This window comes from Janthinobacterium sp. TPC_1 (assembly GCF_056037845.1).
Genome location: NZ_CP195157.1, coordinates 2,942,893 through 2,964,539, shown reverse-complemented (window position 1 = coordinate 2,964,539; position 21,647 = coordinate 2,942,893). Strand labels below are relative to the sequence as shown.

23 protein-coding genes and 4 pseudogenes are annotated in these 21,647 nt (G+C 64.3%); 9 read left to right on the top strand and 18 right to left on the bottom strand.

Translation table 11 applies throughout. The features are described from left to right. Positions 1 to 27 precede the first annotated feature (27 nt). Together ACQVLG_RS14495 and ACQVLG_RS14490 are read left to right on the top strand one after the other, a co-directional pair. A complete protein-coding gene (locus ACQVLG_RS14495) occupies positions 28 to 1,062 on the top strand; it encodes a MerR family transcriptional regulator (RefSeq protein ID WP_474295270.1) in 1,035 nt (344 codons plus the stop codon). 67 nt (positions 1,063 to 1,129) lie between these two features. Next, positions 1,130 to 2,209, top strand: a complete 1,080-nt coding sequence (locus tag ACQVLG_RS14490) for a hypothetical protein (RefSeq protein ID WP_474295268.1) — start codon at positions 1,130 to 1,132, stop codon at positions 2,207 to 2,209. On the opposite strand, the gene ACQVLG_RS14485 is transcribed toward ACQVLG_RS14490, so the two are convergent. From ACQVLG_RS14485 to ACQVLG_RS14475, 3 genes and pseudogenes are all read right to left on the bottom strand, one after another. Continuing rightward, a complete protein-coding gene (locus ACQVLG_RS14485; RefSeq protein WP_474295266.1) occupies positions 2,206 to 2,931 on the bottom strand; it encodes an FAD-dependent oxidoreductase in 726 nt (241 codons plus the stop codon). The two genes, ACQVLG_RS14490 and ACQVLG_RS14485, sit on opposite strands and share 4 nt — an antisense overlap. Positions 2,932 to 3,079: 148 nt before the next feature. After that, a pseudogene (locus ACQVLG_RS14480) lies at positions 3,080 to 3,436 on the bottom strand (FAD-dependent oxidoreductase); the annotation flags it as partial. Then, positions 3,433 to 3,888, bottom strand: a complete 456-nt coding sequence (locus ACQVLG_RS14475; RefSeq protein WP_474295264.1) for a winged helix-turn-helix transcriptional regulator — start codon at positions 3,886 to 3,888, stop codon at positions 3,433 to 3,435. The pseudogene ACQVLG_RS14480 and the gene ACQVLG_RS14475, both read right to left, overlap by 4 nt. A gap of 91 nt (positions 3,889 to 3,979) precedes the next feature. Here ACQVLG_RS14475 and ACQVLG_RS14470 point away from each other — a divergent pair, with 91 nt between their 5' ends. Then, a complete protein-coding gene (locus ACQVLG_RS14470; protein ID WP_474295262.1) occupies positions 3,980 to 5,173 on the top strand; it encodes an MFS transporter in 1,194 nt (397 codons plus the stop codon). Here ACQVLG_RS14470 and ACQVLG_RS14465 read toward each other — a convergent pair. From ACQVLG_RS14465 to ACQVLG_RS14450, 4 genes and pseudogenes are all read right to left on the bottom strand, one after another. Further along, entirely contained in the window at positions 5,166 to 5,861 is a 696-nt protein-coding gene (locus ACQVLG_RS14465) for a Crp/Fnr family transcriptional regulator (protein ID WP_034759676.1), read from the bottom strand. The two genes, ACQVLG_RS14470 and ACQVLG_RS14465, sit on opposite strands and share 8 nt — an antisense overlap. A gap of 155 nt (positions 5,862 to 6,016) precedes the next feature. Continuing rightward, the gene (locus ACQVLG_RS14460; protein ID WP_442908025.1) at positions 6,017 to 6,694 is read right to left on the bottom strand and encodes a response regulator; all 678 of its coding nucleotides are present in this window, start codon (positions 6,692 to 6,694) and stop codon (positions 6,017 to 6,019) included. A gap of 3 nt (positions 6,695 to 6,697) precedes the next feature. Then, on the bottom strand, positions 6,698 to 7,930 hold the full coding sequence (locus ACQVLG_RS14455; protein ID WP_230538558.1) for a GAF domain-containing sensor histidine kinase: 1,233 nt from the start codon (positions 7,928 to 7,930) through the stop codon (positions 6,698 to 6,700). Between the two features lie 69 nt (positions 7,931 to 7,999). Next, positions 8,000 to 8,580 (bottom strand): annotated as a pseudogene (locus ACQVLG_RS14450) (DJ-1/PfpI family protein). 171 nt (positions 8,581 to 8,751) lie between these two features. Between ACQVLG_RS14450 and ACQVLG_RS14445 the strand changes: the two are divergent. Together ACQVLG_RS14445 and ACQVLG_RS14440 are read left to right on the top strand one after the other, a co-directional pair. Further along, positions 8,752 to 9,081, top strand: coding sequence for a hypothetical protein (locus tag ACQVLG_RS14445; RefSeq protein ID WP_474295260.1), 330 nt, complete (start codon positions 8,752 to 8,754; stop codon positions 9,079 to 9,081). A gap of 67 nt (positions 9,082 to 9,148) precedes the next feature. Then, positions 9,149 to 9,448, top strand: coding sequence for an antibiotic biosynthesis monooxygenase family protein (locus tag ACQVLG_RS14440; protein ID WP_230538561.1), 300 nt, complete (start codon positions 9,149 to 9,151; stop codon positions 9,446 to 9,448). Positions 9,449 to 9,473: 25 nt separating this feature from the next. Here ACQVLG_RS14440 and pncB read toward each other — a convergent pair. From pncB to ACQVLG_RS14425, 3 genes and pseudogenes are all read right to left on the bottom strand, one after another. Continuing rightward, positions 9,474 to 10,665 (bottom strand): annotated as a pseudogene (gene pncB, locus ACQVLG_RS14435) (nicotinate phosphoribosyltransferase). A gap of 77 nt (positions 10,666 to 10,742) precedes the next feature. Continuing rightward, positions 10,743 to 11,609 (bottom strand): cysteine hydrolase family protein, encoded by an 867-nt coding sequence (locus ACQVLG_RS14430; protein WP_474295258.1) that lies wholly within the window; start codon positions 11,607 to 11,609, stop codon positions 10,743 to 10,745. Between the two features lie 128 nt (positions 11,610 to 11,737). After that, complete coding sequence (locus ACQVLG_RS14425; RefSeq protein ID WP_230538564.1) at positions 11,738 to 11,992, bottom strand: hypothetical protein; 255 nt, start codon at positions 11,990 to 11,992, stop codon at positions 11,738 to 11,740. 137 nt (positions 11,993 to 12,129) lie between these two features. On the opposite strand from ACQVLG_RS14425, the gene ACQVLG_RS14420 reads away from it, so the two are divergent. After that, entirely contained in the window at positions 12,130 to 12,429 is a 300-nt protein-coding gene (locus ACQVLG_RS14420; protein ID WP_230538565.1) for a YciI family protein, read from the top strand. A 16-nt stretch (positions 12,430 to 12,445) separates the two neighbouring features. On the opposite strand, the gene ACQVLG_RS14415 is transcribed toward ACQVLG_RS14420, so the two are convergent. Together ACQVLG_RS14415 and ACQVLG_RS14410 are read right to left on the bottom strand one after the other, a co-directional pair. Continuing rightward, on the bottom strand, positions 12,446 to 13,003 hold the full coding sequence (locus tag ACQVLG_RS14415; protein WP_474295256.1) for a Cif family virulence factor: 558 nt from the start codon (positions 13,001 to 13,003) through the stop codon (positions 12,446 to 12,448). A gap of 114 nt (positions 13,004 to 13,117) precedes the next feature. Next, positions 13,118 to 13,723: an FMN-dependent NADH-azoreductase gene (locus ACQVLG_RS14410; RefSeq protein ID WP_474295254.1), complete on the bottom strand. Its 606-nt coding sequence runs from the start codon at positions 13,721 to 13,723 to the stop codon at positions 13,118 to 13,120. 134 nt (positions 13,724 to 13,857) lie between these two features. On the opposite strand from ACQVLG_RS14410, the gene ACQVLG_RS14405 reads away from it, so the two are divergent. After that, entirely contained in the window at positions 13,858 to 14,772 is a 915-nt protein-coding gene (locus ACQVLG_RS14405; protein WP_474295252.1) for a LysR family transcriptional regulator, read from the top strand. 59 nt (positions 14,773 to 14,831) lie between these two features. Continuing rightward, a complete protein-coding gene (locus ACQVLG_RS14400; RefSeq protein ID WP_034759733.1) occupies positions 14,832 to 15,059 on the top strand; it encodes a hypothetical protein in 228 nt (75 codons plus the stop codon). A 3-nt stretch (positions 15,060 to 15,062) separates the two neighbouring features. Here ACQVLG_RS14400 and ACQVLG_RS14395 read toward each other — a convergent pair whose 3' ends face one another. The 6 genes from ACQVLG_RS14395 to ACQVLG_RS14370 form a co-directional block, all read right to left on the bottom strand. Continuing rightward, positions 15,063 to 15,374, bottom strand: a complete 312-nt coding sequence (locus ACQVLG_RS14395) for a chaperone modulator CbpM (protein ID WP_474295250.1) — start codon at positions 15,372 to 15,374, stop codon at positions 15,063 to 15,065. A gap of 3 nt (positions 15,375 to 15,377) precedes the next feature. Next, on the bottom strand, positions 15,378 to 16,298 hold the full coding sequence (locus ACQVLG_RS14390; protein ID WP_474295249.1) for a DnaJ C-terminal domain-containing protein: 921 nt from the start codon (positions 16,296 to 16,298) through the stop codon (positions 15,378 to 15,380). A gap of 96 nt (positions 16,299 to 16,394) precedes the next feature. After that, positions 16,395 to 17,060: a beta/gamma crystallin-related protein gene (locus ACQVLG_RS14385; RefSeq protein ID WP_474295247.1), complete on the bottom strand. Its 666-nt coding sequence runs from the start codon at positions 17,058 to 17,060 to the stop codon at positions 16,395 to 16,397. A 159-nt stretch (positions 17,061 to 17,219) separates the two neighbouring features. Further along, positions 17,220 to 18,212, bottom strand: a complete 993-nt coding sequence (locus tag ACQVLG_RS14380) for a beta/gamma crystallin-related protein (protein ID WP_230538572.1) — start codon at positions 18,210 to 18,212, stop codon at positions 17,220 to 17,222. 102 nt (positions 18,213 to 18,314) lie between these two features. Then, positions 18,315 to 19,181: a beta/gamma crystallin-related protein gene (locus ACQVLG_RS14375; protein ID WP_474295245.1), complete on the bottom strand. Its 867-nt coding sequence runs from the start codon at positions 19,179 to 19,181 to the stop codon at positions 18,315 to 18,317. A 180-nt stretch (positions 19,182 to 19,361) separates the two neighbouring features. Further along, a complete protein-coding gene (locus ACQVLG_RS14370) occupies positions 19,362 to 20,051 on the bottom strand; it encodes a beta/gamma crystallin family protein (RefSeq protein ID WP_474295244.1) in 690 nt (229 codons plus the stop codon). A 188-nt stretch (positions 20,052 to 20,239) separates the two neighbouring features. On the opposite strand from ACQVLG_RS14370, the pseudogene ACQVLG_RS14365 reads away from it, so the two are divergent. Continuing rightward, positions 20,240 to 21,633 (top strand): annotated as a pseudogene (locus tag ACQVLG_RS14365) (MATE family efflux transporter). Positions 21,634 to 21,647 lie beyond the last annotated feature (14 nt).

Below are 21,647 nucleotides of genomic sequence, written 5' to 3'. Positions count from 1 at the left end.
CTGTACGCAACAAGAAAGGAGCAAACGATGCTGTTAAAAATCGGTGAACTGGCCAGGATGACAGGCTTGAGCATCCGCACCCTGCACCACTACGACAGCATCGGCCTGCTCTCGCCTTCGGCGCGCACGCAAGCTGGCTACCGCCTGTACCAGCACGGCGACATGGACCGGCTGCACCGGATCATGGCGCTGCGCAAGTTCGGGCTGTCGCTGGCCGATATCGCCAACGCACTCGCCGGCCCGGACCTGCCCTTGAGCGCCATCGTGGCGCAGCAGATCGCCATGCTGGAACGCCAGATCGCGCAGGCTTCCACCCTGCGCGAACGCCTGCGCACCTTGCAGGCGCAACTGGCCCAGGGGCAGGCACCGGAACTGGCCGAGTGGCTCACCACAATGGAGTTGATGACCATGTACGACAAATATTTTACCGAGGAAGAACTGCAACGGATGCCGCTGCTGACAGATAGCGCCGTGGAACAGGAATGGAAGGCACTGGTGACGCGCGTGCGCGCCGCCAGGGACGCGGGCGCGGGCCCCGGCGATGCGCAGGCGCAAGCGCTGGCCACGGAATGGATGGTCAAGCTGGTGCGCGACACGGGCGCCCACCCGGGCTTGTTCGCGCGCCTGAACAGCATGCACGAGCAGGAGCCATCCATGCAGGCTACCACCAGCATCGATGCGGAACTGATGCAGTTCATCATCGCCGCCTTCAACGCTTCGCGCATTGCGCTGTATCGACCTTTCCTCGATGAGCAGGAATATGCGTATTTACTCGCCAACTACGGCAGGCGCTCGGGCGAGTGGCCGGCCCTGATCGCCGCCGTGCGCGCCGCCATCGATGCGCGCACGCCGCCCACGGACCCGGCCGTGCTGCAGCTGGCGCGGCAGTGGCTGGATCTGTTCCGCTCGTATGCCGGCACGGACCCGGCCACGCAGCTGAAGTTCCGCCAGGCGCACCAGCAGGAACCGCGCTTGATGCAAGGCAGCTTCGTCGACGCCGCCATGCTGCAGTACCTGGGCGCGGCGATGGCCGTGGTGGCGCAGGAGCGTCCGGCCAAATAAGTTGACGTGTGGCATCTCGTGGGCGGGGCCATGTAGAATCGGCCTTCGCCCACGAGAGGAACCACCGATGCGCCGCTTTCTGTTTGCCTGCCTGACCCTGCCCGCCTGCCATATCGCCATGGCTGGCGATACGCCCGTGCAAGGCGTGTGGCAGGGCACCCTGGGCAAGGCGAATATCGTCGCCTGCTTCAACCAGCCCAGCCCCACGCAAGGGTCTGACCGCAGCGGCAATTACTACTACACGCGCTACAAGACGCCGATCATGCTGTCCATGGCGAACGGCAAGAGCGAGTGGAGCGAATCCGACGCCAAGGGCGACACGACGGGCACGTGGCGCCTCAACGCGCCGCAAGGCAACAAGCTGTCCGGCACGTGGACGGAGCCGAAAAGCGGCAAGACCCTCCCCCTGGCCTTGACCCTGCTGGAAGCAGCGGGCGACCGCGAGCATCCGTCCTGCGCCAGCGATGCCTACAACCTGGCGCTGGAAGATTTTCCCAATACCAAGACGAGCAAACCGATCGCCTTCGAAGGCAAGCAATACCGCAACCTGCAAGTGGGCGACACCATCACCGTGGAATTGATGGCGCCTGGCGACGGCATCGCAAAAATCAACGCGCAGCTGCGCGCCGTGCTGGCGAAGAACAAGAAGGACCTGGCCGATTTCTATGCCACGCGCCGCGAATACCTGGGCCGCAACGGTTTCACGACGGAAGACGAAGTGTATGCGGAGCCCACCTACTGGTCGCCGCGCTGGGTGACGGTCAAATTCTACCGCTGGGCGGCCGGCTATGGCGCCAGCGGCATTTCCATCCGCTTCCGCACCTGGGACGTGAAAACGGGCCAGGAAACGGACGTGTGGAACTGGTTTGGCGCCAGCGCCAGCGATGGCGACGACAAGGCCGAATTGCCGGACCGATTGCGCCAGGCCCTCTTCAAGGATGTGACAATCGACGCCGAGTGCAAGGGCACGGATTACGACGGCCGCGGCCGCTTCCACCTGTCCTTGAAACCCGAAGGGGTGTCGTTCTGGGAAGACTCGAACGGCAGCGGCTGCGAAAACGATTTTTTAATGCCCTACAGCAAGGTCGGCCCCTTCCTCACCGTCAAGGGCCGCGCCGCGCTCAGCGATCTGCTGCCGAAGAACTAAGCAGCCGCCTTGTCCACCACCTCTGCCACCATCTCCGCCGTGGCGGCCGCCAGGGTCCAGCCCAGGTGGCCGTGGCCCGTGTTGTAGTAGACGCCCGGCGCCTTGCCCGGCCCCACTTTCGGCAGCATGGCGGGCAGCATGGGGCGCAGGCCCGCCCAGGGGATCACCTTGCGCGTATTGACTTCAGGAAAGCACTGCTCGACCCACTGCAATAGCGGGCGGATGCGGTCGGCGCGGATGTCGTCATTGACGCCGTTGAACTCGGCCGTGCCCGCCACCCGCAACCGGTCTTCGCCCAGGCGGCTGCTGACCAGCTTGGTGGCGTCGTCGAGCAGGCTGACCTGCGGCGCGCCCGCCCGGCTGGCGGCGTCATCGAGCTGCACGGTAATCGAATAGCCTTTCACGGGATACACATTCACATGGTCGCCCAGCATGGCCGCCATGGCGCGGCTGGCCGTGCCCGCGCAGATGACGACGGCGTCGAACACGCTGCTATCCTCGCCCACGCTCTCACCCACGCTGATGCGCACCTGGCCATGCTCGCGCGCCAGCGCCGTCACCTGCGCGCCGTAGCGGCAGGCCACGCCCAGGCGGGCGCAGGCATCGGCCAGGCCGCTGGTGAACTTGTGGATGTCGCCCGTGGAATCGCTGTCCGTGTAGTAGCCGCCGTAAAAGTCGCCGTGCAGCGCCGGTTCGATGGCGCGCATTTCCAGCAAGCTCACGGCGCGCCGCTCCAGCCCTGCCCAGCCCTGCCTGCGCCAGCAGGCGCGACACGCCGGCCGCCCGCTCGAAGCCGCGCTGGTCGCGGTACACGTGCAGGATGCCGGCGCGCCGGTGATCAAAATCAATGTTTTCTTGCTCCGCCCACGCAAACAGGTGTGCGCGCGCGGCAATCGCCATGCGCGCCGTGGCGATGGTGTTGCGCTCGTAATCCGGCATGGCGGCGAGAAACTCCGCAAACCAGCTCAACTTGTGCCAACTGGGCCAGGGATGCAGCAGCAGCGGCGCATCGCGCCGCGCCATCCATTTCACGGCGTTCAGTATCGTTGCCTTGTGGTTCCACACTTCCGCGTGCGAGGCCGACAATTGCCCGCCGTTCGCATACGACGTTTCCATGGCGGCATAGCGGTGGCGCTCGATCAGGGTCACGTGCACGCCGCGTTTCGCCAGCGCGTATGCCGTGGTGACGCCCGTGATGCCGCCGCCGATGACGGCCACGCGCTTCATGTCCTGGACTCCACCTTGTGCACCACCGTATCGCCCGCCTGCAGGACACGGCCATCCTCGGCCAGCACGTCCAGCCTGCGCACGGGCAAGCCTGACCCGCGCTGCAGCAAGGTGGAGTGCGCCTCGCCTGGTTCAAACAATTGCGCCTCGCTCCACTGGCGCAAGCCGACGACGACGGGAAACAGGGCCAGCCCCTTGGCCGTCAGCACGTATTCCTGGTAGGCCGTGCCGTCCGACGCGGGCGCAATGGTAAAAATGCCCTCTTCCACCAGGGTGTGCAGGCGGTCGGCCAGGATGTTCTTCGCCACGCCCAGGCTTTTCTGGAATTCCCCGAACCGGCGCATGCCGTCGAAGGCGTCGCGCACGATCAAGAGCGACCAGCGCTCGCCGATTGCGTCGAGCGCGCGCGCCACGGGACAGGGGTCGGTTTTCAGGCTCTTGCGCTTGGCCATCGGCATGCTCCAGGATTGAGTGGTTGCATTTTAAAACTAATCACCGTAGACTCCAACTAGTTTTAATTTGCAACCACTTATAGGCAAGCCCATGCGCGACACGACCACCCCCATCACAGCAGCACTTCCTTCCCCTCTCGTCTGGCTGTTTGCCTGTGCGGCCGGCCTCAGCGTGGCCAATGTGTATTACGCCCAGCCCTTGCTCGCCACGCTGGCGCACGAGTTCGGCATGACGGAAGCGGCCAGCGGCATGGTCATCACGGCCACGCAACTCGGCTGCGCGCTGGCCCTGCTGCTGCTCGTGCCCCTGGGCGACATGCTGAACCGGCGCCGGCTGACCCTGTTCCAGCTGGGCTTGCTTGCCATTTCCCTGGCGGCGCTGGGCTGCGCCCGTTCCACGGCCGCCTTGCTGGGCGGCATGCTACTGGTGGGATTGCTGGGCACGGCCATGACGCAGGGCTTGATCGCCTACGCGGCCAGCGCGGCGGCCAGCCACGAACGGGGCAGGGTCGTCGGCATGGCGCAGGGCGGCGTGGTGATCGGCTTGCTGCTGGCGCGCACCCTGTCCGGCGTGGTGGCAGATGTCGCCGACTGGCGCGCCGTGTATTTTGTCTCGGCCGCCATCGCCTGCGCCCTGTTGCTGCTGCTGTGGCGCAAGCTGCCGCCGGCGCAGCCATCCGATCAAAAGCTGGCCTACGGCGCCCTGCTCGCGTCCATGCTGGACATGCTGCTGCACAACAAGGTGCTGCGCGTGCGCGGCATGCTGGCCCTGCTGATGTTTGCCGTCTTCAATATTTTCTGGAGCGCCCTCGTGCTGCCCCTGACGGCGCAAGGCTATACGCATGCGGCCATCGGCGCGTTTGGCCTGGTCGGCGTGATCGGCGCCCTGGGCGCGGCGCGTGCGGGCGCCATGGCGGACCAGGGCCGCGCGCAGTGGACGACGGGCGCGGCCCTGCTGTTGCTGCTGGCCGCGTGGCTGCCGCTCAGCTTTGCGGGCGCGGCCCTGTGGCCCCTGGTCATCGGCATCATCGCGCTGGACCTGGCGGGCCAGGCCATCCACGTGACGAACCAGAGCCTGATCTTCAAGGACGACAGCGACGCGCACAGCCGCCTGGTGGCGTGCTACATGCTGTTTTATGCGGTGGGAAGCGGTGTGGGGGCGATTGCCGCCACCAGCGTGTATGCGCTGGCGGGCTGGCATGGGGTATGCGCGCTGGGCGCGGCGGTCAGCTTGCTCGCCCTGCTGTTCTGGCGGCTGACCTTGCCTGCTGAAAAACTTAATTGAGCATGGCCGTGGCGGAACCGTGGCGATACGTCTTCAGCGCATCCGGCTGGATCTGGATCAGCGAACCGCTGACTTTAATCAAATGCAAATCCGTCAACTGGTGCAGCACGCGCGACAGGGTGGCGGGCGCCAGGTTCAGGAACGATGCCAATAAACTTTTCTTCAGGTCCAGCTTGACTTCGTTCGAACGCTGCTGATCCGATGCCTGCAGCAGATACTCGACCACGCGCTGGGTGGCGTTCTGCACGGAGCAGCGTTCCACGTTGCGGATGAAACCCATCAGGTGGTGCGACAGGCTGTTCATCATCTGGCGCGCGATGCGGGGCGACTGGTCCAGCAGGCGCAGTAGCGCGTGCGGCGGGATGCGCAGCAGCAGGCAGTGCTCGAGCGCTTCGGCGCAGAACGGATACGGTTCATCGAGGAAAATCATGGCTTCGCCGAAACTCTGGCCCGGGCGGATCAGTTCCAGAACCTTGTCGGTTCCTTCCATGGAAAACACGCTCAGCTTGACGAGGCCGAAGACCACCACGTAGGCGCCTTCCGCCACTTCGCCCTTGCGGAACAGCACTTTGCCTTTTTCCACTTCGACGCGCACGACATCCTGGCGCAATTGCTCTAATTGCGAAGGGGAAATATGGCGGAACAGAGCCTGGCTCGATAGCAAGCCATCGACGTTGACCTTATGCATGACACTCTCTTATTAGATTAGCGAATGACTAAGAGTGTAATGCGCAGGCACGGTCAAGGCCATACGTCAAAGGAACTAGGGTTGTCTAGGCCGTAACGCCATGCAGATCAAACAATCGCGCATTCCTTGCGCACTATTTGCGCTTTGCTTGATCTTTATTTGCCGAATTCGCGCTCGACCGCGTAGACGGCGATCTGCACGCGGCTGCTCAGCTTGAGCTTTTTGAGGATGTTTTGCACGTGGATTTTCACCGTGCTTTCGGCCACATCGAGCTGGCGCGCGATTTCCTTGTTGCTCAGCCCTTGAGCCAGGCAAGCCATGGCTTCGCGTTCGCGCGGCGTCAATTTGTCGTAATCGGCCTGGGGCGCGTTCTGCCCCGCGCGGAACTGCGACACCAGCTTGGCCGTCATGGCGTCGGCAATCACGGATTCGCCGGCGGCGGCGCGGCAAATGGCCTGGCCCAGCTGCTCGGCCTCGATGTTCTTCAGCAAATAGCCGCGCGCGCCCGCGCGCAGGGCCGCGCCCAGGTCGGCCGCATTTTCCGACACGGTCAGCATCAGCACCACCATCTGCGGCATGTCCTGCAGAATCAGCTGCAGCGCTTCGACGCCGGTCACGCCGGGCATGTTCAAGTCCATCAGCACCACGTCGGGCCGCAGTTCGGCCGTCAGGCGCACGCCGTCGAGCCCGTTCGATGCCTCGCCCACCACCTGGAATTGAGGATTGCGCTGCAGCAGCAGCTTGACGCCGCTGCGCAGCAAGGTGTGGTCGTCGACCAGCAGGATTTTGATTGGAGCGTTCACTATGTTTGTTGCCTGATAAGGATGATTCATCTGTTACGCGGCCTGGCGCCGGGCTGCCGGCAAGGCCAGCGAAATCGTCGTGCCGCCGCCGGGCCTGCTGTCGATGGCAAATTGCGCACCGAGCCGCTCGGCCCGTTCCTGCATGATACGCAAGCCGATCTGCAATTCCGTTTTCTTGTCGCGCAGGTTGGCGGCAAAGCCTTCGCCATCGTCGCGCACCTGCAGCGCAAAATCGCGTCCGTTTTCCACGCGCAGCGCCACATTGCTCGCTTGCGCGTGCTTGCGGATATTCGACAGCGCTTCCTGCACGATGAACAGGATCTGCAATTGCTGCTCGGGCGCCAGCGGCGCGCCGTTGCCGCTCATGTCCAGCGTGCCGACGACGCCCGTCTGCAGCTCGAACTTGGCCAGCACTTCCGACAGTTTGCTTTCCAGGTCGCTGCCATGCCAGCGCGTGCGGAAATTGACCAGCAATTCGCGCACGTCCTGGTAGCTTTGCTCGACGCCCATGCGCATCAGCGGCAACACTTCGGCCGCCTCGTCGAGCTGGCCCCGGCGCACGGAATCGTCGAGCATCTGCACTTGCAGGCTGATGAAGTTCAGGCTTTGCGCGATGCTGTCATGCAAGCCTTCGGCCAGCAGGCTGCGTTCGCGCGCCACGGCGAATTCCTTTTCGCGCGCGATCAGGCGCTGGTTTTCGATGGCGATGCCCAGGCTCTGGCCCAGGGTTTCCAGCCAGCCCTGCTGCTGCGCATGGGCCGCTTGCGGGCGCGCAAAGTGCAGCGAAAAACTGCCCACCACCTGCTCGCGCGCGAGGATGGGGAAGACGGCGATGGCGATAAAACCTTCGTCCTGGCAGCGGAAGCGCTGCAGCGCATCGACCTGGCGGAAATCGCGGATCTGGATCACGCCCTGCGCCACGGCCGCACCGCACAGGCAATCGTTGTTACGGATGCAATGTTCCTCTTCCACCATGGCGTCGGAAATGCCCTCGTGCACGATGATGTGCACGGTATCTTGTTGCGGATCAAGGATGCGCACGGTGCCGCCTTCGGCCTGCGCGAATTGCATCACGTGGCGCAAAAAGCCGCGGCACAGGGCATCGATGGCGTGCTGGCCCGCCAGCAGGGTGGAAATGTCATGCAGGGTGGCCAGTTGGCGTTCCTGCGCGGCGCTCAGGCCCGATGCGGCTTGCGCCTGGCGGCGCTGGCGCCAGCGCGACGCTGGAAGTTGTTTGCGGGAAGGTTGACTGCGCGGCGCATGCATGAAGAACTCGAATCAAAAAAGGGGAAACACCCGCCAGGCTGGCGTGCAGCGCGGCGGGCAAGTCTATCGTTACAAATGGATCTCGGTACCGAGCAGCTTGACGAACTGCGCCAGCCAAGCCGGATGGGCGGGCCAGGCGGGCGCCGTGACGAACTGGCCATCCGTGACGGCGTCCGTGACAGCGATGTCGGCATACGTGCCGCCCGCCAGTTTCACTTCCGGCGCGCAAGCGGGATAGGCGGAAATGCGCTTGCCGCGGATGACGTCGGCGGCGGCCAGCAATTGCGCGCCGTGGCAGACGGCCGCGACAGGCTTGCCCGCCTCGGCGAAATGGCGCACGGCGGCGATGACTTTCTCGTTCAGGCGCAGGTACTCGGGCGCGCGACCGCCAGCGATCATCACGGCGTCATAGTGGGCCGGGTCGATCTCGTCGAAGCTGGCATTCAGGGTGAACAAGTGGCCCGGTTTTTCCGTATAGGTCTGGTCGCCCTCGAAATCGTGGATGGCCGTCTGATCGTCTCGCCGCTTTTCTTGCCGGGGCAGACCGCGTGCACGGTATGACCGAGCATCAGCAGGGCCTGGAAAGGCACCATCGTTTCATAATCTTCTGCAAAATCGCCGGTCAAAAACAGAATTTTCTTCGCTGCCATTTAGTTCTCCTATGAAAGATTGATCCCGCAAGCCGTATCTTAGCGCGACTTGGCAGCCATACTGGATATTTATCAAACTTTTGCCACCGAATGCAGGCATTTAGAGGCTGAGCCAGAATTATTTCAAGGCTCGCAGGTCAAATCCGGAAGACCCTCTTTGAAAGCCTGGCCATGAGCACCTCCACCAGCCCCCTTGTTTCGCCGGCCCTGATCCGTATCTTCGACCAGTTTGCCGATGCCCAGCAGGCCCGCAGCGCCCTGCTGGGCGACGGTTTCCCCCCGCACGCCGTGCAGCTCGACACGGTCGACGACGAGGCCGTCCCCGTACAGGGCAAGGCGGCGTGGCGCGGCATGTTCCGCCCCGTCGTCGCCGTCAGCACGCCGCAGGAACGGGAACGGGCGCACGCCATCGTGCAGGCATGCAATGGCTGCGACATCGAACAGCGCACGGCCAGCCACGCGGGCGGGCGGCGCACCGGCACGCCTGCGCTGGCGGGCTGACACCCCTCCCCTGCACGGCCAAACTATGGCAAGATCAGCGTTCCTTCATTCCACAGTGGAACTTGCCATGATTTATGAAATTGCCCATATCCAGATCAAATCGGCCACGCACGCAGCCTTCGAGGCGGCCGTGACGCAAGCCGTGCCCCTGTTCCGGCGCGCGCGCGGCTGTGAATCGATGCGCCTGGAGCGCTCGATCGAAAACGGCGACGCCTACCGCCTCGTCGTGGGCTGGACGACACTGGAAGACCATACCGTGCATTTCCGCGGCAGCGAAGACTTCCAGGCCTGGCGCGGCCTGGTCGGCGAATTCTTTGCCGCCCCGCCGCAGGTCGAGCACATGAATACCGTGGTCACGGGTTTTTAAGCGGACAGCGCCTGCCCTGCCGCCGTCATGCCGCAGGGTGGTGGAACACTTGCCGCAAATACGCGAGGAAGGTTTCATCCTTGCACAGCGTCTTGCCCGGCGAATCCGACAGTTTCGCTACGGACTGGCCATTGCAGCGCACCAGTTTCATGACGATATTGAGCGGCGTCAAACCCACGTCGTTGGTCAGATTGGTGCCGATGCCAAAGCCCGTCATGATGCGGTCGGCGAAGTGCTGGTACAGGGCAAACGCCTTGTCCAGGTCCAGGCCGTCGGAAAACACGAGGCGCTTGGTATTGGCGTCGATGCGCAAGGCCGCATAGTGGGCCAGCGCCTTCTCGCCCCACTCGACGGGGTCGCCCGAATCGTGGCGCAAGCCATCGAACAGCTTGGCGAAATACAGGTCGAAGTCGGCCAGAAAGGCATCCATGCCGACCACGTCCGTCAGGGCGATGCCCAGGTCGCCACGGTACTCCTGCACCCAGTCTTCCAGTGCCGCCTTTTTGGAAGTCGCGCAGACGCACGCCGAACGACTGGAACGACTGCATGTATTCATGCGCCATGGTGCCGATCGGCACGATACCGAGCTTTTTCGCCAGGTAGACATTCGACGTGCCCTTGAAATACTCGGGCACTTCGCGCGCCAGCCGCTGCACCACCTCGTCATGCCAGGCGCCGGAAAAACGCCGGCGCACGCCGAAGTCGGAAAATTCAAATGGATGCTTGCGCCGCGGCAATTTACCGAATTCCTTGACGGCCGCCACTTTCAAGCCCAGGCGGTGGCGCCCTTCGCGCATGGCCGCATCGAGGTCGAAGCGGCGGAAATACAGTTCGTTGATGATGTACAGCACGAAAATCTCGAAGCCCATCACGTGCACCTGCGGCCCTGCCGCGTGCACCAGCAAGGTGTCGCCATCGGTGCTGACCTCGATGAATTTTCTCTGGAAGCGGAACACCGTCAAAAAGTCGACGAAATCGCTCTTCATGAAGCGCAAGGTGCGCAGATAGGCCAGCTCGTCGTCGGCAAACGACATCGAGCATAAATGGTCGAGCTGTTCTTCCAGCTCGACCTTCAGTTCGGCCAGCGGGAACGCCGTTTTATTACGGCAGACAAATTCGTATTCGGTATGGGTATTCGGATGACCGTGCAGCAATGCTTGCCACATTGTAAATTTATACAGATCGGTTTCCAGCAAACTGCGCACTATCGGGGTCATGTGTGTTTTCTCCAACTTCCTGAAGCCAGAATAGTACGCCACCGCAAGCATTTCAGCAGGGCACGATTAACAGTGGCTCAGGCAGCCGCGTTGGCCAGCAGCTCGGGAACGGCGTCGGCAGCCGTGGCCAGACCTACGCCGCGCTCTTGCATGGCAGCAAGAAACTCGTGCTGTTGCCGTTCAAAACCCGTGACGGGGCTCATGCAGTCCGTCAGCAGCACCAGGCGCGACAGGGCCGCCTTGCCTTGCTGCGCTTGCAGGTAGTCGGCGATGTGCTGCTCGGTGCTGGCTTTGACACAGTGGCTGCCCGCTTCGCCGCAGACATAAATCTGCTGCGCCGGCAGCAAGGTGTCTAGGAAAGCGCGGTTGAGCTGGGTGGCCGCATCCTGCGCATCGGGCACTTCGGCCATGACGGCCGAGTAATGCTCGGTCCAGGGATTCGAACCCTTGCTCAGCTTGGCGACCACTTGCAGATTTGCCACTTCCCAGCCGTTGTAGGCGGCACGCACGGCCGCGTGCACATTCTGGCCCCAGCTGCCGATTTCGCAGTGCACGGGCCACACCATCAGCTGGTAGCGCCCCGCCTGCTGCAAGGCATCGAGGTAAGCCAGCGCGCGCGGCAAGGCGCCGCTGGCGGCGGGCAGGAACAAGCGGTCGCGCACTTGCCGGGCGCTGATCTGCGTGAACGGCGCGACCGGGCCGCCATCGCCCGTGCGCCAGAACGCGGGGTGGGCGATGTCGTAGCGGTGGTGCGCATCGAGCGTGATGCTGATCTGCGTCAAACCGCCGCCCCCTTCACGGATCAGCTGCGCCACGCGCAGCATGTCGGCGTGGGCGCCGGGCACGGCCAGGGCCGGCGCCGCATCAGGCGGCAGCCAGGTGGCGGGCAAGTCGCAAAAATCGTTTTGCGGGTCGATGACGAGCAGGTGCAACTGGCGTTTCATGGCGGTCCTCTGGCGTGGCGATATCTTGCATGATAGCTTGCATAATACGGGCAACTTCGCTGGCGCGCCTGGCCAGCCGGCGCCAGGACTGTGCTCATTCGCAATAACTTGCGCCTGAACAAGCCAGGTCAGGGGTGGAAGACATAGCGGCGCTGGCGCCGCTCGACCAGCTTCACGGCCGCCTCGTCCGCTTCCGCCATGGCGTCCGCTTCCGTTGTAAACTGGTGGTCGGCCGCCACCCTGCGCTTTTTCACCAGGTTCACCCGGTGCATGGGGTTGGGCGACGGGGCATAGATGGCGACATAGGCGCCCCACAGCTTGCAGCCCCGCAGGCGCTCTGCCGTGTAATTCACCTCATAAAAATCAACATACTTTATCGGCACGATGTACGCTCCAAAAATGACATGGCCGGACAGCTTGTCTCTACGGACTGACGCGGTAAGGGTAAAACCATGCGCTCGCGATTGCTTGGGATACTTGATTCAGCTCTCTTTTTATCACGCGGCACAGGAGAAAAAGGATGAATGACTACATCATCTTCATGCATGACGACACGGAAACACCGATGGACGTCGCCACCTCGGCCTGGGAAGACTACTTCGCCATGCTCAGGGCCAGCGGCCGCTTCTGCGGCGGCAGCTCCATCGGGCCCGGCATCTGCGTGCACCGCTCAGGCCAGGCCAGAGCGGTCACGCCACACTTGTCAGGCTATCTACGCGTGCAAGCTGAAAGTATAGACGATGCTAAAAAATTGTTAATCGGAAACCCCGTACTGAACGCAGGGGGGACGGTGGAAATCCGCGAACTGCCGCGCGACTGACGCGGCACGGCTGGCCCTATTTTCCTGCCTCGGCGGCGGAATGCATGGACCAGACGATGCTGAGGATTTTCCATGCGCCGTCGCGCTTGACCATCTGCCATGCTTCCACGCCATAGTTCGATAATTTGTCGCCGACGAGGAATTCGTAGTCGAAGTTGACCCACGCCACATGGCGGTCCTGGGTGATCTTGACGTTGTAGAATTTTTCTTCCGTGCGCTGCGGTTCGCGCTTGATGAAGTTGGCGAAAGCGGCGTAGCCACCCGCCGCGACGCCGTCGAAGTGGACGTCCGTCGTGTCGCGCATTTTCTTGATGAAACCGTCGTCGGCCGGCGAGGCGAACAGGATGTTGGTGTGCAGCATCAGCGACGACAGCAGCCTGACGTCCTTGGCGACCAGGGCCGCCTGGAAGTCGGCGACGACTTGCTCGATGGCGCGGATATCTTCGGGCGTGGAGGCGTGGCGACCCACGTGGGGCGGTGCAGGTGGTGCAGCGGGCGCGGTCTGCTGCCAGCGCGCCATGCCTGCGGAAAACAGGGAACATCCGAACAGTACTGCGCTTGCCAACTGGTACATGGGGGACTTTCATGGCGAACGGCTCGCCGGCCTGGCACGGGGCGTGCCGCCGGCAAGCTTATGTCAACCATGGCAGATTGGCAATCCCCCTTTGGAACTAGCGCGGGGCCAGACTCAGGCCGCCAGGGCCTCGATCGAGGCACGGCTCTTGGCGACTGCGCTGGCGACGGCATCTTCGCCCATGGCCACGCCTTCCGCTTGCACGAACTCGATATCGGTGATGCCGATGAAGCCCAGCGCCGTGCGCAGATAGGTGCTCAGGTAGTCATACGCGGCGCCCGGGCCTGCGCTGTAGACGCCGCCGCTGGCCGTGAAAATATACGCTTTCTTGCCCGTGGCCAGGCCGACGGGACCCGTCGCCGTATATTGAAAAGTGCGGCCGGCGCGCGCCACATGGTCGATCCACGCCTTCAGGGTCGACGGCACGGAAAAATTGTACATAGGCGCGGCCAGCACCAGCACGTCGGCGGCCAGCAATTCATCGACCAGGGTATCGGACAATTGCACCGCCGCTGCCGCCTGGGCGCTGCGCTGCTCAGCCGGCGTGAAGAACGCGCCCATTACCTCTTCCGTCAGGTGCGGCACGGGCTGCGCCGCCAGGTCGCGCTCGACGACGCTGGCGCCTTGCGCGGCCAGTTTGGCGACGAATTCGCCCGATAATTGGCGCGACAGGGAACCGCTGTTGCGCACGCTGCTATTGATGTATAAAACCTTGCTCATGAAGTGCTCCTGTGAAAACGGGTGACGGGAATGGCCGCATCGCAGCCCTTGCATACAGCATAGTTCGGGTCTACCATCGATGAAACCGTATAAATATCAATGGTTAGCATCGAATTTCTAGATAGGGAGTTACCATGAGAGAACCGGGCCAGCCTTCGCTCGACCAGTTGCGCGTGTTTGTCGCCGTCATCGACGCGGGCGGCTTCGCCCACGCGGCGCGCCAGCTGCACCGCACGCAGTCGGTGATCAGCTACACCATCGCCAACCTGGAAGAACAGCTGAACGTGGTGCTGCTCGACCGCGGCAAGCGCAAGCCCACCCTGACGGACGCGGGCCGCGCCCTGCTGGCCGACGCGCGCGCCGTGGCGCTGAAGGTCGACGGCATGCGCGCGCGCGCCAAGGCGCTGGCCGGCGGGCTGGAGGCGGAAGTATCGGTGGTGGTCGACGTGATGTTCCCCACTTGCGTGCTGGTGCGCGTGCTCGAGGCGTTCCAGGCGCAGTTCCCCACCGTCGCCCTGCGCCTGCGCATCGAAGCCATGGGCGCCGTGGCGCAGCTGGTGATGGATGGCAGCTGCCACATCGGCCTGGGCGGCTGGATGACGGCCACGGCCAGCGTCTTCGAACGCCTGGCCGTCGGCCACGTACGCCTGATTCCCGTGGCCGCGCCCAGCCACGCGCTGGCGCAGCTGCAAGGGCCGATTGCGTCCAGCGTGGCGCGCGAGCACGTGCAGCTGGTGCTCAGCGACCGCAGCGTGCTGACGGAGGGCCAGGATTTCGGCGTGCTGGGATTGCGCAACTGGCGCCTGGGCGACCTGGGTTCCAAACACGCGCTGCTGCGCGCGGGCCTGGGCTGGGGCAACATGCCCGAAGCGATGGTGCGCGACGACCTGGAAGCCGGCCGCCTGGTGCGCCTGCCGCTGGCCGTCGACAACGGCGAAAATTACCCGATTTACCTGATCCAGCGCGCGGACACGCCGCCGGGCCAGGCGGGCAAGTGGCTGACGGAACGGTTTGCGGAGCAGTTGCCGCTGCTGGAACAAGTCTTTTAGATGCGCGCACGGGCGGGTATCATGCGCGCATACATTGATCAGTATCAAAAGGAAACACCATGGCCGGCATCGACGACTTCGTCAACAAGCAAAAACCAGGCGCGCGCTTCGTCATCACGGCGCAGATGCTGCGCATGACGCCGCAGCAGTTCGACTCGCTGGCGCAGGAATGGATGGAAGACGGCGGTCCCGGCTTCGACGTGGCCGGCATCCCGCACCGGGTGGTCGTCGACGGGCAGTTTTATATCGGCAGGATCACCGTGCAGCGGCACGGCGACCCGGCCTAAGGGTTACTCGACGCCCAGCACGTGCAGGCGGCGGCGCAGGCGCGCCACTTCTTCCGATAAATCGACCACCAGCGCGGCCAGGTCCGCGTTCGCGTCGAACACGGATTCGATTTCGTGCAGGCGGCGGGCGCGCACCAGATCCAGGCTGGTGAAGCGCCACGCCGTCCATTGACCCGGCGGCGGACCATCCTGCAGCAGCACGCCCGTCTGCACATGCTGCACCACCCAGTCCGGCTCCACGGCGCAGGCGCGCGCCAGTTCCTCCAGGCTCAGGGCACGGTCTTCGAGCAGTTCGCCAATTACCTTGTTTGTCATGATTTACCCTCCCAGCTTCTGGCGCGGATTGAAAGCCATCTCGCGCGCCATGGTTGCATACAGTTCGCGCGCCTTGTCGTCGTTCGCCGGCGGCAGCACGACTTCCAGCAGCAGATACAGGTCGCCCGGCTGGGCGGCGGGAATGCCGCGCCCCTTCAGGCGCAGCTTGCGCCCCGTCTGCGAATTGGGCGGCACGCTGACGGACACCGTGCCCGATGGCGTGGGCACGTCGATCTCGCCGCCCAGCGCCGCTTCCCATGGCGTCACGGGCACCGTCTCGAACACGTCGCGCCCTTCCACCTTGTAGCGCGCATCGGGCCGGAAGCGGATTTCCAGATACAGGTCGCCGGCGGGCGCGCCGCCGCTGCCCGGATGGCCCTGCCCCTTCATGCGCAGCTGCTGCCCTTCCGTGACGCCTTTCGGTATCGTCACTTCCAGGGTGCGCTCGCGCGTGACGACGTGGCCCTGGGCGTCCGCTTCGGGCACGCGCATGACGATGTGGCGCCTGGCGCCCTGGTAGCTGTCCTGCAGGTCGATGGTGATGGCGGCGTGGCTGTCCTCGCCCTGCATCTGGAAAGTGCTGTTGGCGCGGCGCCGGCCGCCCACATGGGCGAACAGGTCGGCAAAGAAGTCGCTGTCGTCGGCGCCCGACGATTCGTAGCCCGAACCCCAGTCCGGCGGCGGGCGAAACGGCTGGCCCTGCGCGCCCTGGTTGCGGCCCAGTTCATCGTAGGCGGCGCGCTTTTCCGCGTCGCCCAGCACGCCGTAGGCTTCGTTCAGGGCCTTGGTGCGCTTGTCCGCGTCCGGCTCCTTGCTCACGTCGGGATGGTATTTGCGCACCAGCTTGCGGTACGCCTTCTTGATCTCGGCCTCGGTCGCCGTCTTTTCGACGCCCAGTTCCTTGTAGTAGTCCTTGTATTCCACCGTGCCTGCTCCCCATGGTTGAACTGCCTGAGGGAAGAGTACACGAATTAGTCGCTGGACAGCGTGCGCACAATACGACGCTGCCCGGCAGCGGAATCAGCGCACGCGGCGCAGCGAGGAAATGCGGCGGTCCAGACCACCGTGCAGGCGGCCATAGCTGCCCGGCCCCATCACCACGCAGCGGCCGCGGAAATTGGCGTCGACGCAGAACTCCCAGCGGCCGTAGTTGACGACGACCGATTCGGCGCGGTCGTTGAAGCCATAGCGGCTCAAGTCATGCACTTCGCGGTCCAGGCGCACGGGCCGGCCGCGCATGCCCGCATCGGGGAACAGCAGCACGGCGCCATTCATGTCCGGACGGTGTCCGCCGCCGTGGCCGGGATAACCGGGATGAGGACGCTCGGGGCGCGGCGGGTAGGGCCGGTGGTCGCCGCCGCCGTGGCCCGGACGGCCCACTTCGCGCACCGAGGAAACGGCATCGTTCATGCCCGGCATGCTGTCGTAGCGGCCCGGTCCGAAGGTACGGCAGTTGCCCCGGTAACTGGCATCCTTGCACACTTCCCAGGTGCCCGAGCGCACGATGATGCTGGAGGTCTTGTCGTTAAAGCCCATGCGCGACAGGTCGCCCGTGTCGGAACGCAGGGTCACGGGACGGCCGCGGAAACCGGCATCCTGGAACAGGGTGATTTCGCCCGCGAAGGCGGCCAGCGGGGCGAGGAAGGTGGCGGCGCACAACAGCGCAGGGCGGAAAGATCGAACCATGACAACTCCAATACTGAGACATTTTCGCCAGTGTAGTCCAGGCGGCAGGCGGCGAGTGTAACAAAGGGCAAGCAAATGTCAGCACACGGCTGGGAATGTAAAAGCCGCCTGGCGGGGCATTCCCGGCAGGCGGCCTGTCAGCAAGGCGTCAAGGCGCGGTCAGCGCACGCGGCGCAGCGAGGAAATCTGGTTTTCCATGCTGTTCAGGCGCCCGTATTCGCCCGGCCCGATCACTTCGCAGCGGCCACGGAAGTTCGAATCGCTGCACACTTCCCACTGGCCCTCGTTGACGACGATGGACGAGGCGCGGTCGTTGAAGTTGTAGCGCACCAGGTCTTCCGCATTGCGGTCCAGCGCCAGCGGTTCGCCGCGCATGCCCGCTTCGGGGAACAGCAGGACGGCGCCGCGCTGCTGGTACTGCGGCTGCTGGTATTGCGGATACTGCGGCTGGTCGTACTGCGGCCGCTGGTACTGATTATCGTATTGCTGCTGGCGGCGCGCCTCGCGCTCGTCGACCATGCGCGCCGACGAAACGCGCCCGTCGAGGCCGCGCCCCAGGTCGTCGTGGCGGCCAGGGCCGAAGATGCGGCACACGCCGTTGTAGTTCGAATCGCTGCACAGCTGCCAGTAGCCGTTATGGATGACGATGCTGGTGGTGCGGTCGTTGAAGCCGATACTGACGAAATCGTCCGTATCGCGGTTCAGCCGTGCCGAGCCGCCATTCTGGCCCGCGCCCGAATACACTTCCAGCGAGCCGCCACGGCCATAGCCGCCGTTGCCGCGGTCAGGGTCGCGTCCCGGGCGTCCCGGATTGTTGCCATCGCCGCGGCCCGACTCGCGCACCGAACTGATGGCGTCGTTCATGCCGGGCATCGAGCTGTACTCGCCAGGCCCCAGGGTCTTGCACCTGCCGCGGAAGCCGGCATCGGTGCACACGTCCCAGGTGCCTGAACGCACGAGGATGCTCGACACCTTGTCGTTGAAGCCAAAGCGCGACAGATCGTCCGTCGTCTCGCGCAGGTTCACCGCGCGGCCACGGAAATCAACGTCTTCGAACAAGGTGATATCGCCCGCATGGGCGGTCGCATGCGCCCCCAGCGAGAGCAGCAAGGTCGCCGCGCATGCCAGCGCGTGTTTGAGAGGGCCCGTCATGATTAACTCCATTCTTCATTCTTTGGTGATGATTTGCCTGGCGATTGCGCCAGGGTGTTAGTGTAACAAATACAAGGCCTCGGCGAAGGCCCGGTCGCGCGCTCAGTACAGGCGACGCAGCGAGGAAATGCGCTTTTCCAGCGTCGCGCCCAGGGTTTCATACTTGCCCGGCCCAATGCGCTCGCAGCTGCCGTTGAACTGCGAGTCCGAGCACACTTCCCAGGTGCCTTCGTGGATGGCGATGGAGGCGGCCTGGTCATTGAAGTTCAGGTGCACCAGGTCGCTGACGTCGCGGTTCACCTGCAGCCCGGGCCCCTTCAGGAACGCGCGGCCGTACAACACCACCAGTCCCTCGTTATTTTGCGGACGGTTCTCTTCGCGCGGATCGACGAGGCGCGCAGACGACACGCGCCCGCTCAGGCTGCCCAGGTCATCGTGGCTGCCAGGCCCGAACACGCGGCAGCTGCCGCGGTAGTTGGAATCGCTGCACAGCTGCCAGTAGCCATATTCGATGCGCGCGCTGCTGGCGCGGTCGTTGAAGCGGATGTCGACCAGGTCGTCGCGGTCCGCGTTGATGCCGGCCGACGCGCCGCGCTGGCCGCCGTCCGCATACAATTCCAGTGCCGCGCGGCGGCCGCCGCCGCTGCTGCCGCTGCCGCCGACTTCGCGCACGGATGAAATTTTGTCGTTCATACCCGGCATCGAGCGGTAGTCGCCCCGTTCCAGCGTCTTGCAATCGCCCTTGAAATCGGAATTCGTGCACACTTCCCAGCTGCCCGACTCGACCTGGATGCTCGACACGGTGTCATTGAAATTGACGCGCGACAGGTCATCGGTCGTATCGCGCAAGACTACCACCCTGCCCTTGAAATTATCGTCGGTGTACAGGCGAATCTCGCCGGCCTGCGCCGCGAGGTGGACAAACAGCGAACTGGCGCACAGCAGGGCAAAAGCGAACGGGCGATTCATGGGGCGGTCTCCGGTGGCGGCAAAGGCAAGTGATCGACATGACAACTGATGCCAGTGTAGCCATCTGCAGAAAAAACGGTGTAACAAAGTATGCGAAAAGCACAATAAATTGTTACCAAAAGCAATGGCAGGCCCCCGCGGGAGCCTGCCATTGCCATTTGCCTTGCCGGGCGACCCGCGTCAGCGCACTTCGCGCACCGAGGAGATGTGGTTGCTCATGCGCTCCAGGCTCGCATATTCGCCGGGTTCCAGGGTGCGGCAACGGCCGCGGAAGCCCACGTCCTCGCACACTTCCCAGTAGCCGGAGCGCACGCGCACGCTCTGCACCGTGTCGTTGAAGTCGCGTTCGCGCAAATCGGCCGAACTATTGCGCACGGTCAAGCTACGGCCGGCGAAATCGTCGCGCGTATAGAAGGTCAGCTCGCCGCCCAGCGAGCGCCCCGGCAGATGGCCATGCTCGCGGTCGCGCTCGCGGTCACGGCGGCCGTCCCAGTCGCGGTCCCGCTCGCGGTCGCGCTCCCAATCGCGGTCGCGGCCCGGATGACCGCCCCAGCCGCCGCGCACTTCGCGCAGCGACGTGATCTTGTTGGCGCGGCCATCGAGCGACGGGTACTCGCCCGCCTCGAGCAGGAAGCAATCGCCGCGGAAATCGGCTTCCTCGCACGCTTCCCAGCGGCCCGAGCGCACGCGGATGCTTTGCGTCGTGTCGTTGAAGCGCAGGGTTTCCAGGTCGGCGACGGCGTCGCGCACGGTCTGCGAGCGGCCGTGATAATCGTCGCGCGAATACAGGGTCAGTTCGCCGGCGCCGGCCAGTTCGGCCGTCATGGCGGCGCCCAGCAACAGGGCGCACCTCAGGGTGTGTTTCAGCATGGTCTTGCTCCATAGTCAGGGTATTGCGGTTGACTATTTGGTCATTTTGCCAAATAGAGCGCGCAGTCTATCCGCGACTGGCATTCTTAGCTGTAACAAATGATTACCGTGGCGGGCGCCGGGGGCGCCGCGTCGGACAAGCACGGCGAATGCCGGTAGAATCTTGTGTTTAGTCAAGCTTGCCGCCCATGCCACACACGACCTCGTTCACCCTGCCCGCCGTCCGCAATGAAGTTTCCTCGCTGTGGAAGCTGGCCTGGCCCATCCTGATCGGCCAGCTGGCCACCGTCGGCATGGGCGCGGCCGACGTGGCCATGACGGGCCATACCAATCCCGAAGAGCTGGCAGCCGTGTCGCTGGGCGCGGCCATCTGGTCCATCGTACTGGTGACGGTGAGCGGCATCATGATGGCGATCAATACGCTGGTGGCGCATGAAATCGGCGCCGCACGCCACGACCGGGTGCCGCACATCGTGCGCCAGTCGCTGTGGAAGGCGCTGCTGGTCGGCCTGGTGGCTTGCCTGCTGACGAACATGGCGGCGCTGGTGTTCGACCACCTGATGCTCGAACCGGCGGTGGCCGCCAAGGCCAAGCTGTTCGTGCACATCATCAGCTGCGCGCTGCCGCCGTTCGCCGCCTACCGCGCGCTGTACGGCTACAGCACCAGCATCAACCAGACCAAGCCCGTGATGGTCATCGCGCTGGCCGCGCTGGCGCTGAATATTTTCGTCAACTACCTGCTGATCTACGGCCACTGGGGCATGCCGAAACTGGGCGGCGTGGGCTGCGCCGTGGCCACCACCTGCTGCGTGTGGATGATGCTGCTGGCCATGCTGGCGTGGATCCGGATCGCGCCCGCCTACCGCGCCACGTATCCGTTCACGCACTGGGAATGGCCGCAGCTGTCGTCCATCGGCCCCATGCTGCGCCTCGGCCTGCCCATCGGCGTCACGTATTTTGCCGAAGTGAGCGCCTTTGGCGTCATCAGCCTGCTGGTGGCGCGCTTCGGCGTGATCCAGGTGTCGGCGCACCAGATTGCCCTCAATTTCTCGTCCGTCGTCTTCATGGTGCCGCTCACGTTCGGCATCGCGCTCGTCACGCGCGTGGGCCATGCCGTGGGCGAAGCCAATCTGCGCCGCGCGCGCTTCATCTCGTGGGTGGGCGTGGCCATGTCGCTGACGGCGGCCATCGTCTCGGCCACCCTGATCACCGTCTTCCGCCACCAGATCGCGCAAGCCTACACGTCCGACCCGCAAGTGCAGGCCCTGTGCGCGCAGCTGCTGCTGTTCGCCGCCCTGTTCCAGCTGTCCGACGCCACGCAGGTGGCCACTTCCTGCGCCATCCGCGGCTACAAGGTGACGCGCCAGCCGATGCTGATCCAGCTGCTGGCCTTCTCTGGGGCTTCTCGCTGCCCATCGGCTATGTGCTGGGCCTGGCGCCGCAAGGCTTCATCTGGTCGCCGGCCGAACCGATGGCCGCCGCCGGCTTCTGGATCGGCCTGGTCACGGGCCTGACGGTGGCCGCCGTGCTGCTGACCTGGTACCTGAACCGATTGTCGCTGCAGCGCCTGCGCGCAGCCTGATACAAGGAGCCCCC

What these genes read in the sequence shown, in the direction of transcription:
- ACQVLG_RS14495 (WP_474295270.1), top strand. Translation starts at nt 28, where the DNA reads ATGCTGTTAAAAATCGGTGAACTGGCCAGGATGACAGGCTTGAGCATC.
- ACQVLG_RS14490 (WP_474295268.1), top strand. Translation starts at nt 1,130, where the DNA reads ATGCGCCGCTTTCTGTTTGCCTGCCTGACCCTGCCCGCCTGCCATATC.
- ACQVLG_RS14475 (WP_474295264.1), bottom strand. Translation starts at nt 3,888, where the DNA reads ATGGCCAAGCGCAAGAGCCTGAAAACCGACCCCTGTCCCGTGGCGCGC.
- ACQVLG_RS14470 (WP_474295262.1), top strand. Translation starts at nt 3,980, where the DNA reads ATGCGCGACACGACCACCCCCATCACAGCAGCACTTCCTTCCCCTCTC.
- ACQVLG_RS14465 (WP_034759676.1), bottom strand. Translation starts at nt 5,861, where the DNA reads ATGCATAAGGTCAACGTCGATGGCTTGCTATCGAGCCAGGCTCTGTTC.
- ACQVLG_RS14460 (WP_442908025.1), bottom strand. Translation starts at nt 6,694, where the DNA reads ATGAATCATCCTTATCAGGCAACAAACATAGTGAACGCTCCAATCAAA.
- ACQVLG_RS14455 (WP_230538558.1), bottom strand. Translation starts at nt 7,930, where the DNA reads ATGCATGCGCCGCGCAGTCAACCTTCCCGCAAACAACTTCCAGCGTCG.
- ACQVLG_RS14445 (WP_474295260.1), top strand. Translation starts at nt 8,752, where the DNA reads ATGAGCACCTCCACCAGCCCCCTTGTTTCGCCGGCCCTGATCCGTATC.
- ACQVLG_RS14440 (WP_230538561.1), top strand. Translation starts at nt 9,149, where the DNA reads ATGATTTATGAAATTGCCCATATCCAGATCAAATCGGCCACGCACGCA.
- ACQVLG_RS14430 (WP_474295258.1), bottom strand. Translation starts at nt 11,609, where the DNA reads ATGAAACGCCAGTTGCACCTGCTCGTCATCGACCCGCAAAACGATTTT.
- ACQVLG_RS14420 (WP_230538565.1), top strand. Translation starts at nt 12,130, where the DNA reads ATGAATGACTACATCATCTTCATGCATGACGACACGGAAACACCGATG.
- ACQVLG_RS14415 (WP_474295256.1), bottom strand. Translation starts at nt 13,003, where the DNA reads ATGTACCAGTTGGCAAGCGCAGTACTGTTCGGATGTTCCCTGTTTTCC.
- ACQVLG_RS14410 (WP_474295254.1), bottom strand. Translation starts at nt 13,723, where the DNA reads ATGAGCAAGGTTTTATACATCAATAGCAGCGTGCGCAACAGCGGTTCC.
- ACQVLG_RS14405 (WP_474295252.1), top strand. Translation starts at nt 13,858, where the DNA reads ATGAGAGAACCGGGCCAGCCTTCGCTCGACCAGTTGCGCGTGTTTGTC.
- ACQVLG_RS14400 (WP_034759733.1), top strand. Translation starts at nt 14,832, where the DNA reads ATGGCCGGCATCGACGACTTCGTCAACAAGCAAAAACCAGGCGCGCGC.
- ACQVLG_RS14395 (WP_474295250.1), bottom strand. Translation starts at nt 15,374, where the DNA reads ATGACAAACAAGGTAATTGGCGAACTGCTCGAAGACCGTGCCCTGAGC.
- ACQVLG_RS14385 (WP_474295247.1), bottom strand. Translation starts at nt 17,060, where the DNA reads ATGGTTCGATCTTTCCGCCCTGCGCTGTTGTGCGCCGCCACCTTCCTC.
- ACQVLG_RS14380 (WP_230538572.1), bottom strand. Translation starts at nt 18,212, where the DNA reads ATGACGGGCCCTCTCAAACACGCGCTGGCATGCGCGGCGACCTTGCTG.
- ACQVLG_RS14375 (WP_474295245.1), bottom strand. Translation starts at nt 19,181, where the DNA reads ATGAATCGCCCGTTCGCTTTTGCCCTGCTGTGCGCCAGTTCGCTGTTT.
- ACQVLG_RS14370 (WP_474295244.1), bottom strand. Translation starts at nt 20,051, where the DNA reads ATGCTGAAACACACCCTGAGGTGCGCCCTGTTGCTGGGCGCCGCCATG.